Origin of the sequence: Pantoea sp. OVA07A, assembly GCF_019969975.1 — a bacterium.
Taxonomy (GTDB): domain Bacteria; phylum Pseudomonadota; class Gammaproteobacteria; order Enterobacterales; family Enterobacteriaceae; genus Pantoea; species Pantoea agglomerans.
The window spans coordinates 332,135-344,559 of sequence record NZ_JAHXYM010000002.1; the positions used below are offsets into that span (position 1 = coordinate 332,135).

The 12,425-nt window shown below is 61.9% G+C and carries 6 protein-coding genes; all 6 read right to left on the bottom strand.

The features are described 5' to 3' along the window. Window positions 1–55: 55 nt before the first annotated feature. On the bottom strand, window positions 56–1,246 hold the full coding sequence (gene lplT / locus LC417_RS10005; protein WP_033759668.1) for a lysophospholipid transporter LplT: 1,191 nt from the start codon (window positions 1,244–1,246) through the stop codon (window positions 56–58). Continuing rightward, the gene (aas, locus tag LC417_RS10010) at window positions 1,243–3,393 is read right to left on the bottom strand and encodes a bifunctional acyl-ACP--phospholipid O-acyltransferase/long-chain-fatty-acid--ACP ligase (protein WP_223565796.1); all 2,151 of its coding nucleotides are present in this window, start codon (window positions 3,391–3,393) and stop codon (window positions 1,243–1,245) included. Before aas ends, lplT begins: the two co-directional genes overlap by 4 nt. A gap of 90 nt (window positions 3,394–3,483) precedes the next feature. Further along, on the bottom strand, window positions 3,484–4,869 hold the full coding sequence (locus LC417_RS10015) for an efflux transporter outer membrane subunit (RefSeq protein WP_223565797.1): 1,386 nt from the start codon (window positions 4,867–4,869) through the stop codon (window positions 3,484–3,486). A 3-nt stretch (window positions 4,870–4,872) separates the two neighbouring features. Further along, window positions 4,873–7,974, bottom strand: coding sequence for a multidrug efflux RND transporter permease subunit (locus tag LC417_RS10020; protein ID WP_223565798.1), 3,102 nt, complete (start codon window positions 7,972–7,974; stop codon window positions 4,873–4,875). Next, entirely contained in the window at window positions 7,971–11,198 is a 3,228-nt protein-coding gene (locus tag LC417_RS10025; protein WP_223565799.1) for an efflux RND transporter permease subunit, read from the bottom strand. Before LC417_RS10025 ends, LC417_RS10020 begins: the two co-directional genes overlap by 4 nt. After that, the gene (locus LC417_RS10030) at window positions 11,195–12,406 is read right to left on the bottom strand and encodes an efflux RND transporter periplasmic adaptor subunit (RefSeq protein ID WP_187511265.1); all 1,212 of its coding nucleotides are present in this window, start codon (window positions 12,404–12,406) and stop codon (window positions 11,195–11,197) included. The genes LC417_RS10025 and LC417_RS10030 overlap by 4 nt, the downstream gene beginning before the upstream one ends. Window positions 12,407–12,425 lie beyond the last annotated feature (19 nt).

Below are 12,425 nucleotides of genomic sequence, written 5' to 3' on the forward strand. Positions count from 1 at the left end.
GTTAACGAGGGCGCCCGCCTCTCTCCGGCTATCCCGGAGAGAGGCGGTGAATCGCTTAACGCTTAGCCGGTCGCCACAGCCACAGCAGCGCTATCGCCAGCGCAAACAGCACGCCAAAACCGACGCCCGTCGCCACCGCAGGGGCACCCGCCTTGATCGCCAGCGTATAGAGCCCCAGCATGATCAGCATGGCGCTGTTCTCACCCAGATTCTGCACCGCAATCGCATTACCTGAACCGACGCTCTCTTTGCCCCGCGCCTGCAACAGCGCATTCAGCGGCACCACAAAGAAACCGCCCAGCGCGCCAATCAGCATCAGCACCAGATAGGCATTCAGCAGAGAATGCTGCAGCGCGAAGACGACGACCATCACACCAATCAGCACACCGGCTGGCATACAGCGACGCACGGTTTCAAGCGTCACCAGCTTCGCCGCCGCCGCCGCCCCAATCACAATCCCGATCGCCACCATAGCATTCAGGGTCGTTGGTGTGGTGTTGTCACTGATGCCCAGCGCCACCGGCACCCACAGCACCAGCAGAAAACGCAGCGTCACGCCTGCGCCCCAGAACAGGCTGGTGCCGAGCAGCGAGAAGCGCGTTTCCGCATCACGCCATAGCAGCGCGGCGGCACTGAAGAAGCTGCGTGTCATCATGCCAAACTGCCAGCTCTGCCCCGGACGCGCCGCCTGCAGTTTCGGGATAAACAGGTTGGCTACCACGGCAATGCCGTAGGTCAGCGCACAGATCCCCAGCGCCGCCAGCAGATGCCAGTCAGCCAGCATCCCGCCCGCCACTGAGCCGAGCAGAATGGCGGCGATGGTCGATCCCTCCATCAGCCCGTTGGCTTTCACCAGCTTCTCACCGTGGGTGATCTCACCGAGGATGCCATATTTAGCCGGGGAGTAGGCCGCTGCGCCAGCGCCCACCAGGGTATATCCGAGGAAGGGGTTGAAGCCGAAGCAGATCACCAGCGCGCCCAGCAGCTTCAGGCTGTTGGCGAGCATCATCACCCGCCCTTTTGCCATGCTGTCCGCCACCTGACCGACAAACGGTGCCAGCAGAATGTAGGCCGCGACAAAGAGCATCTGCAGCACCGGCTGGCTCCAGTCGGGATAGAACTGGCTTTTCAGTACGGCCAGCGTGGCAAACAGCAGCGCGTTATCGCCGAAGGCCGAAAAGAACTGGGCGATAATCACGGCGATCATGCCGCGTGACATCAGCGGCGCATTACGATCAAGGCTCATGCCTGCTCCTCTTCCGCCATTTTTTTCAGCGTGACGTAATCGGGTTTACCGCTGCCCAGCTGCGGCAACTGCTTCATCACCCGGATATCACGCGGCAGCGCCAGTTCTGGCGCACCCAGCTCGCGGGCCGCTTTCTGCAGGCTGTCGCGCGCCAGTTCAGCGTCGGTGGTGAACAGCACCAGCGCCTCACCACGCTGACCATCCGGGCGCAGCGAGGCGGCATGTTGTTTGTCCGGCGACGCTTTCAGAGCGATCTGCTCGACGATCTCCAGCGACACCATCTCACCGGCAATCTTCGCGAAGCGTTTGGCGCGCCCCTGAATCTGGCAGAAACCGCCGTCATCAAAGCTGACGATATCACCCGTGTCATACCAGCCCGCTTCCTGATTGCCTTCGCCATCGTCGGCGACCGGCACTTCCAGCACGCCTGGATTCTCGACGCGCAGATAGCCCTTCATCACGTTCGGTCCGCGCAGCTGCAGCCGTCCGCCCTGCTCAATGCCCGGCACCGACATCAGCCGCGAATCCATGCCCGGCAGAATGCGTCCGACGGTGTGCGCCTTCGCCGCCATCGGCACGTTAATCGCGACCACTGGCGCGCATTCGGTTACGCCGTAGCCTTCAAGAATGCGAATGCCATACTTCTCCATGTAGAGCTGACGGGTGTTCTCCTGCAGCTTCTCCGCCCCCGCCACCACATAGCGCAGGCGGGCAAAATCATAGGGCGCGGCAAAGCGCGCGTAGTTGCCCAGGAAGGTCGAGGTGCCAAACAGCACGGTGCAGTTGCGGTCATAGACCAGCTCCGGCACGATGCGATAGTGCAGCGGGCTGGGATAGAGGAACACCTGCGCGCCGGTCATCAGCGGCGTAAACAGCCCGACGGTCAGACCAAACGCATGGAACAGCGGCAGCGCCGACATAAAGCGGTCACGCGGGGTGAAGTCGGCGATGGTGCGGATCTGTTCAACGTTTGCCAGCAGGCTTTTATGCGAATGCACCACCCCTTTAGGATTGCCTTCCGAGCCGGAGGTAAACAGTACCATCGCGGCGTCTTCCGGCTGCTGGGTCAGCTGCGCGCGATGCGGCATCAGCAGATGGGCGACGATCCACAGTTTGTCCTTACTGGTCACGGTATCTTTCAGATCTTCCAGATAGATCCACTGCACATCATCGAGCCCCTGCGGCAGATGCCACAGGTTGCCTTTGTCCAGGAACTGGCGCGACGTGAAGACCGTTTTGATCTGCGCGGCGGTCAGTGCCGCCCGCATGCCGTTTACGCCCGCCGTATAGTTGAGCATCGCCGGAACGCGTCCGCGCAGGGATGCCCCGAAAATCGCCGCCGCCGTGACGGTGGTATTGGGCAGCAGCAGTCCTACCACTTCGCGCGGCTGGCTGTAGCGCTCCAGGATACGGCCCACGCCCAGCGCCTTCTTCAGCAGTCCGTTGTAGCTGTCAGGTTTGAAATTGACATCTTCGATGCAGCGTTTAAACGCGCCATAACGCGTACGCGCCGCCAGAAATGCCTCAAACAGGGTTTCACGCGGACGCACCGCCATGCGCGCTTCCATCATCACATGATGCAGATGCTCACCGGCCAGCACGCGCCGATCGCGCGCCCGTTTCGCCTCCGGCATCGGAATGCGGGTGGCGGGCAGAATCGTCAGGGTGATGCGCGGGAACAGGCGACGTTTAAACACGCCCGCCAGACGACCAAACGGCGTGTACTCTGCGCCTTCAATGCGCATCGGCACCACATTCGCGCCCGAACGCGCCGCGACAAAACCCGCCCCGCTGTAGATCTTCATCAGCGATCCGGTGACGGTAATGCGTCCTTCCGGGAAGATCACCACCGGACGGCCACTGTCGATCAGCCTGACCAGCTGTTTGAGCGCCATGGGTTTGGTGGGATCGAGCGGCACATAGTCGATAAAGGGTTTAACCAGCCGCATAAACCAGCTTTCGCTGATGGTCGAATAGACCGCATAGACCGGCTTAATCGGCAAAAATAGCGCCAGAAATATGCCGTCGAGAAACGACATATGGTTCGGCGTGATCAATACCTTCTGCTTATGCAGTTCGGCGACGTCGCCACGCAGTTCGACCCGCCATAACAGGCGAAATATCAGGCGCAATAGTGTGAAAACCATGCCGGCTCCTTAGCATCGTGAAAATAGCCCCTCACGATGCAGGATTTGACGCGGTTCGACAACAGAATTATCGGTAACCTGACGCCGCCTTCAGGGTGCCTGCCAGCCACCGCCGAGTGCCGCAATCAGCGCCACACTGCTGACCCACTGCGTGCTCTGCAGCGTCAGCAAACTCTGCTGCGCACTCAGGCGGCTGTTTTCGGTGGTCGCCACATCCAGATACGTAATCATGCCCGCCTCATACTGCAAACGGGTCACCCGCGCCGAGGTCTGCGCCGCGTCGGTGGCGCGCTGCTGCGCGGCGATCTCACCCTGCAGCGTGTTCAGCTCCACCAGCTTATCTTCCACCTCCTGCATTGCGGTCAGCACCGTCTGACGATAGGTCGCAACGCTGGCATCCCAGCCCGCTCGTGCCTGATCGACCTGTGCTGCGGTCGCACCAAAATCCAGCAGCGTGCCGCTCAGCTCCGGCCCCAGCGACCAGACGCGATTCGGCAGCGAGAAGAGCGAATGCAGCACGGAAGAACTGACGCCACCGCTGGCGCTCAGGGTCAGGTCGGGATAGTAACCGGCCACCGCCACGCCCACCGCGGCATTGGCCGCGGCCATGTTACGTTCGGCGTAAGCAATGTCGGGACGGCGCTGCAACAGCTCGCCCGGCAGGGCTGCCGGAATCGCGGGCAGCGTGGCCGTCAGCGGCGCGGCGGTCAGGCTGAATTCAGCGGGTGCTTTGCCGATCAGCAGCGCAATGGCGTGCTCCATCTGCGCGCGCTGCCACTGATAATCCTGCGCCGAGGCGCTGGCGCTCTCCAGCTGCAGCTGCGCCTGAGCCAGGGTGGCACGCGACGCGGTGCCCGCCTGATACTGGCTGGTAATCACTTTCAGATAGCGCTGATAAGCATCAACGCTCTGCTGATAGAGCGCGATTTTCTGATCCATGATGCGCAGCTGGAAATAGTCCTGCGCCAGTTCAGACTGGGCGCTCAGGGTAATATTGGCCAGTTCCGCCGCGCTGGCCGAGGCGCTGGCGCGGTTCTCCTCCAGCGTGCGTCGCAGTTTGCCCCACAGATCAGGCTCCCAGCTGGCACTCAGCTCCGCCTGATGGCTGCTGCTGGTGGTGCGAACGCTGCTGTCAGTCGTGTGGCTGCCGCTGCGTGTCGCGCTGCCGTCATAGCCCAGCGAGGGAAACAGCGCCGCGCGTGACTCACTCGCCAGCGCCTGTGCCTGCCGGTACTGCGCGGCATAATTCGCCACGTTCTGGTTCGAGATGCTCACCTGGTTCAGCAGGCCGCTCAGGGTGGCGTCGTGATAAACCGCCCACCATTCGCCTTTGCTTTGCGCATCAAGCGGCGTCGCCTGCTGCCAGCCTCTGGCCTCTTTATAGTGGACCGGCATCGCCATCGCGGGGCGCTGATAGTCGGGACCGACGCTACAGCCGCTCAGCAGCATCACAACAAAGGGGATAAGCGGTTTCATGGATCAGGATTCCGTAGGGCGCAGACGACGCCATTGACGTTGAGTGGCACGGCCCAGACGATCGAGCCAAAGATAAACAACCGGCGTGGTAAACAGCGTCAGCAGCTGGCTGAGCGCCAGTCCGCCCGCGATAGCGATGCCCAGCGGGCTGCGCAGATCGGCATCACCGCCGCTGCCCAGCGCCAGCGGCAACGCGCCGAAAAAGGCGGCCAGCGTGGTCATCATGATGGGCCGGAAGCGCATCAGGCACGCCTGGGTGATCGCCTGCTGTGGCGACATGCCCTGCTGCCGTTCCGCGTCGATGGCGAAATCGATCATCATGATGGCGTTCTTTTTCACGATGCCGATCAGCAGGATGATGCCAATCAGCGCGATCACCGTGAGCTGCGTGCCGGTCAGCAGCAGCAGTAACAGCGCGCCGACGCCCGCTGACGGCAGGGTCGAAAGAATGGTCAGTGGATGGATGTAGCTCTCATAGAGCACGCCGAGCACGAGATAGACCGCCGCCAGCGCCGCCAGAATCAGCCACGGCATGGTCGCGGTCAGCTGAGAAAAGGCGGCGGCGGTGCCGGCAAAACCGGCATGAAGGGTCGACGGCAGGCCCAGCTTCGCCATCGCCTGTTTTATCAGTTCCTGCGCCTGTTCCAGTGACACCCCCTCGTTGAGATTAAACGCCAGGGTGCTGGTCGCGGCCTGGCCCTGATGCGCCACCGACAGCGGCGCGTTGCCGCCGCTGAAGCGGACAAAAGCGGAGAGCGGCACGCGGTCACCGCTGTCGTTAATCACATAAAGCTGCTGCAGCGTCTCGGGATTGGCAGTGTCGCTATCCTGCAGTGACATCACCACGTGATACTGATTCAGGGTGTGATAGAGCGTGGCGATCTGCCGCTGGCTGAACGCATTGTTCAGCAGCGTATCCAGCATGTTCACGTTGACGCCCAGCCGGGTGGCGCGATCACGATCGATGTTCAGCTCTACCTCCTGGCCGCCGGTCTGCGAATCGGAGTCCACGCTGTTAAGCTCGGGGATCGCCGCCAGCGCCGCCTGCACTTTCGGCGTCCAGGTGCGCAGCAGATCGAGATCGTCCGCCTGCAGACTGTACTGATACGTGGCGTTGGCGCTGCGTCCGCCAATGTGCAGGTCCTGCGCCGCCATCAGGAACATCTGCGCCCCGGCGATGTGACTGGTTTTGCGCGTCAGCCGGTTGGCCACCTCGGTGGCGGTCGCATCGCGCTGATCAAAATCTTTAAGCCGCACAAAGAAGTTGGCGCTGTTACGGGAGCCAAACATCCCGCTGCCCATCGACGACATCACGCTCTCTACCGCCGGATCTTCCTGAATGATCTGCGTGAACATCAGCATTTTCGGCTTCATCGCCTGGAACGAGATGTTCTGATCGGCGCGCAGCGCACCCATCAGCAGCCCGGTATCCTGATTGGGGAAGAAGCCCTTCTGCACCACGACGAAGAGAAAAACATTCAGTAGTACGGTCAGCAGCAGGCTGAGCAGCGTCAGTTTCTGATGGCGCATCACCCAGGCCAGCCCGCGCCCGTAGGCGGCCAGCAGACGATTCAGCTGGTTTTCAATCAACTGATAAAGCGGATGCGGCCGCTGGCTGACGGGCGGCTTTGGTTTCAGCAGGCGGGCGCAGAGCATCGGCGTCAGACTCAGCGAGACAAACAGCGAGATCAGCAGCGACACGGTGAGCGTCACGGCGAATTCGCGGAACAGCCGCCCGACAATACTGCCCATCAGCAGGATTGGGATGAACACCGCGATCAGCGACACGGTCATCGACAGCACGGTGAAGCTCACCTCCTGCGCCCCGCGCAGCGCTGCCCGCAGCGGGCTCAGCCCGCGCTCAATGTGACGGGTGATGTTCTCCAGCACCACAATCGCATCATCCACCACGAAGCCGGTGGCGATAATCAACGCCATCAGCGACAGGTTATCCAGGCTGTATCCCAGCAGATACATCACCGCGCAGGTGCCGATCAGCGACACCGGCAGTGCCAGCGCCGGAATGATCACCGCCTGCAGATTGCGCAGAAAAATAAACACCACCGCAATCACCAGCAGCACCGCGATCAGCAGCGTCTCTTCGGTGTCATACAGCGAGGCGCGCACGCCAGGCGAACGGTCAACCACCACGTTCAGCTGGCTGTCAGCAGGCAGACTCTTTTCCAGCTGCGGCAACTGCGCTTTTATCGCGTCGATGGTTTCCAGCATGTTGGCACCCGCCTGACGTTTGATACCGATCATCACCGCCGGTGTGGCATTCAGAAACCCCGCCTGATAGCGATCTTCTACCGAGTCATAGACCGTGGCGACGTCACGCAGCCGCACCGCGTTGCCCTGCTGATAAGTGATGATCAGATCGCGGTAGCTGGCCGCCTTCTCCAGCTGGCCGTTGCTGTCCACCAGCCACGACTGGTCACTGCCCTGTAAGATCCCTTTAGGCAGATTAGTGGTGCTGTTGGCGACGGCGGCACGCACCGTCTCCAGCGAGATGCCGTAATGGGTCAGCTTCAGCGGCTGCAGATCAATCCGCACCGCCGGTAAGGCGCTGCCCATCAGCGACACTTCGCCGACGCCCTGTACCTGCCCCATCTCCTGTTCGATTTTGCTCTCCGCCAGATCGTAGAGCTCGCCTGGCGTGCGGGTGGCAGAGGTCAGCGCCAGCATCACTATTGGCGCGTCTGACGGGTTGGCTTTGCGATAGGTTGGCAGCGAGGCCATTGCGCTGGGCAGCAGGCTGCGCGCCGCGTTGATTGCCGCCTGCACGTCGCGTGCCGCGCCATTAATATCGCGGTCCAGTTCAAACTGCAGGATGATGCTGCTGGAGCCCTGCGAGCTGCTGGAGGTCATCTCACTAATACCGGCAATCTGCCCCAGCGAACGTTCCAGCGGCGTAGCGACCGTCGCCGCCATGGTTTCCGGGCTGGCGCCTGCCAGACTGGCGCTGACCATGATGGTAGGAAAATCGACCTGCGGCAGCGGTGCCACCGGCAGCAGCCGGTAGCCCAGCGCGCCCAGCAGCAGGATCGCCAGCGTCAGCAGCAGCGTCGCCACCGGACGAAAGATAAACAGCCGGGTCAGATTCATTGCCCGCTCCGCGCCCGCTGCTGACGGCGTTTCACCCAGGCGCTACCGCGCTGCGCCAGCCCATCAAACAGGAGGTAAATGACCGGCGTGGAGAAGAGTGTCAGCACCTGACTGACAATCAGCCCGCCGACAATCACCAGCCCCAGCGGCTGACGCAGCTCTGCCCCGGAGCCGGAGGCCAGCATCAGTGGCAGCGCACCCAGCAGCGCCGCCATCGTCGTCATCAGAATCGGGCGGAAGCGCAGCAGGCAGGCCTGATGAATCGCGTCGCGTGCGCTGAGTTGCTGATGGTGTTCCGCCTCCAGCGCGAAGTCGATCATCATGATGGCGTTCTTTTTCACGATGCCGATCAGCAGTATCACCCCAATCAGCGCAATCAGGCTGAATTCGGTGCCCGCCAGCAGCAGCGTCAGCAACGCGCCCACCGCCGCCGACGGCAGCGTAGAGAGGATGGTCACCGGATGGATAAAGCTCTCGTAGAGGATGCCGAGCACCACATACATGGTGATCAGCGCCGCCAGAATCAGCCACAGCGTGTTGCCGGTGGCGCTCTGAAACGCCGAGGTTTCCCCCTGATAACGCAGCGTGGTGCTCTCCGGCAGATGCAGCTGCTGCCGTACTTCCGCGATCGCCCGCTGTCCATCCTCCAGCGAATAGCCCGGATTAAGGTTGAAGGAGATCATCACCGCCGGAAACTGATTCAGCCGCATGTGCATCAGCGAACCGGTGCGCTGGTGGATAGTGGCGATAGCAGTGAGTTTGACCATGCCGCTGCTGGTCGTGCTGGCGCTGGTGTCAGAGGCTGAAGTGGACGTTGACGAAGACGACGATGTTGACGAAGACGTTGACGTTGATGAAGTCGTGCTGGTGGATGACGACGCCGAACTGCTGCTGCCGGACGATTGCAGCCAGACATCATCAAACGATGCCGGACCCTGCTGGTATGCCGGAGCCACTTCCAGCACCACCCGATACTGATTCGACTGGGTGAAGATGGTCGAGACCAGCCGCTGACCAAAGGCGTTATAGAGCGCGGTGTCCACGTCCGAGGCAGTAATGCCGAAGCGCGCCGCTTTATCGCGGTTCAGCTCAACGTAAGAGACGCGCCCCTGATCCTGCAGGTTACTCACCACGCCATTAAACTCGGGCCGCTGCTGCAATGCCGCCACCAGTTTCGGCGACGCGCTGACCAGATTTTCACTGTCGGCATCATCGAGGGTGAACTGATACTGACTCGGCGAGACCTGATCGTTGACGGTGAGATCCTGCGCCGGTTGCAGATAGAGCCGGATGCCCGGCACATTGGCGGTCGCCTGTTTCAGCTGGCTGATCACCTCGCTGGCGCTGAGATCGCGGGAGCCAAACGGCTTCAGGTTGATCTGCAACCGCCCGCTGTTAAGGCTGGTGTTGGTGCCGTCGATGCCGATCGTCGATGAGACGCTCTCCACCGCCGGGTTTTTCAGGATCCGCGCCGACAACGCCTGCTGCCGCGTTGCCATGGCGTTAAACGAGACGTCCTGTGAGGCGACGGTAATGCCCTGAATCAGCCCGGTATCCTGGGTCGGGAAGAAGCCTTTCGGCACCATCATGTAGAGCAGCGCCGTCAGCCCGAAGGTGGCCAGCGCCACCAGCAGCGTCAGTTTCTGATGGTTCAGTACCACGGTCAGCAGCCGGTCATAGCCGCGCACCAGGGCATCAAACAGTTCGCCGCCCTTGCGGGCAAACGTCGACTGCTGTTCTGGCGGAATATGGCGCAGCAGACAGGCACACAGCATCGGTGTCAGGGTCAGCGACACCAGCATTGACACCAGAATCGCCACCGCCAGCGTAATCGCGAACTCCCGGAACAGTCGCCCGACCACATCGCCCATAAACAGCAGCGGGATCAGCACCGCAATCAGCGAAAAGGTCAGCGAGATGATGGTGAAGCCAATCTGCTGTGAGCCTTTCAGCGCGGCTTCCATCGGTGACTCGCCCTGCTCCAGCCGCCGGGAGATGTTCTCGACCACCACAATAGCGTCATCAATGACAAAACCGGTGGCGATGGTCAGCGCCATCAGCGACAGATTATTCAGGCTGAAGCCCGCCAGATACATCACACCAAAGGTGCCGACCAGCGACAGCGGCACTGCCACGCTCGGAATCAGCGTGGCGGCCACGTTGCGCAGGAACAGGAAAGTCACCATCACCACCAGCGCAATCGACAGCATCAGTTCAAACTGCACGTCACTGATCGAGGCGCGGATGGTCTGGGTGCGATCGGAGAGAATGGTCATCTTCACCCCCTCCGGCAGCGCCGCCTGCAGCGCGGGGAGCTGCGCCTTGATGTTGTCCACCACCTGGATCACGTTCGCGCCCGGCTGGCGCTGCACGCTGATCACAATCGCGGGCTGATTGTTGGCCCACGCCGACTGGAAGCTGTTTTCCGGACCCTGTTCAATGTGGGCGATATCTTTCAGGCGCAGCGCCGCGCCATTCTCATAGCTGAGGATCAGGTTCCCGTACTCGGTTGCGGTGCGCAGCTGGTCGTTGGCGTCGATGGTCACCGAATGATATTTCCCGTCAAAGCCGCCTTTGGAGCCATTGACGTTGCTGTTGCCAATCAGCGTATTTACCGCCTCCAGCGTCAGATGATGCGCCGCCAGCGCCTGAGGATTCATCTGCACCCGAATCGCCGGCTGGTGGCCGCCCGCCAGCGTCACCATCCCGACGCCGGAGATCTGCGACAACTTCAGTGCCACCCGGGTGTTGACCAGATCCTGCACCGCGGTCAACGGCAGCGTGCTGGAACTGGCCGCCAGCGTTACCACCGCGCTGTCCGCCGGATTAACCTTTTTGTAGGTCGGCGGATTGGGCAGGTCGTCGGGCAGCAGGTTATTTGCCGCATTGATCGCCGCCTGCACCTCCTGCTCGGCGACATCCAGCGACAGATCGAGGCTGAACTTCAGGGTAATGATCGACGAGCCGCTGGCGCTGGTGGAGCTCATCTGGCTCAGTCCCGCCATCTGCCCTAACTGGCGCTCCAGCGGTGAGGTGACCGACGACGCCATCACATCCGGGCTGGCACCCGGATAGAGCGTGGTGACCTGAATGATCGGATAGTCGACCTGCGGCAGCGCCGAGGTAGAGAGGAATTTCCAGGCAAAAATGCCGGCGATCAGCACGCCGACCATCAGCAGAATGGTGGCGACCGGACGCAGAATAAACAGGCGCGACGGGTTCATTTCGACACAGCACCCGCAGCGGCAGGCGTCTCATCAGCCAGCGACACTTTGCTGCCGCTGGTCAGACGATCGATCCCTTCCGTCACCAGCCGATCGCCCGGCGAAACGCCGCTGAGGATCGCCTGCTGATCGTCTCCGAAAGCGGGACCGGTGGTGACCGCTTTGCGCGTGACGCTGTGATCCTGATTGATCACAAAGACAAAACTGCCGTCGCTGCTCAGCTGCAGCGCCTGGGCCGGGATCACCGTCGCGCCTTTCAGCACCCGGGTCTGCAGCCGCAGATTCACAAACTGATTGGCAAACAGCGACTCATCCTGGTTGGCGAACACCGCTTTCAGCGCCACGGTGCCGGTGGCGGTGTCGATCTGGTTGCTGATGAACTTCACCTCGCCGCTGCCGAGCTGATGCTGGTTGTCCTGATCATACAGCGTGGCGGGCAGGCTCTGCCCCTGATGCAGCACGCTGACCAGCGTCGGGATTTCGCTTTGCGGCACGCTAAAGGTCACGGCGGCGGGCTGCATCTGGGTAATAGTCACCAGGCCGGTGCTGCTGGCACTCTGAACCATGTTGCCGGGATCGACCTGACGCAGGCCGACGCGCCCGCTGATCGGGGCGGTGATCCGGGCATATTCAATGCTGAGTTTCGCACTGGCGATCTGCGCCTGATCGGCGGCGACGGCACCGCGATACTGCCCGACAGTGGCAATCTGGCTGTCCAGATCCTGACGCGCCAGTGCATCCTGCGCCGCCAGTTTGCGGTAGCGCGCCAGCGTCAGCTCCGCACTTTTCAGCAGCGCCTGGTTTTCACTGAGTTCGCCCTGATACTGGTTCAGCGTGGCCTGAAAGCTGCGCGGATCGATCTGCGCCAGCAGCTGCCCGGCGCTGACTTTCTGCCCCTCGGTAAAGAAAACCTGCTCCAGCTGGCCGTCAACGCGGCTGGTCACCGTGACGCTGGCGTTGGGGATGACCGTGCCGAGCGCATTCAGCCACACCGGCACATCCGCCGTGCTGGCGACACCGCTGTGAACCAGCGTCGCCCCTCCGCCCATCATGCCATGCGCACCCGGTCTGCCCGACGGCATCCCCTCGCCCGGCCCGTGACCCGCCGCCAGCAGACGCCAGATAACCCCAGCGATAATCGCCATCACCAGCAACAGGAGCAGCCATTTAAGCCCAAAGGAACGCGCGGGGCGAGAAAGGTGAGTCATCGTCGAACTCTTCAGATAA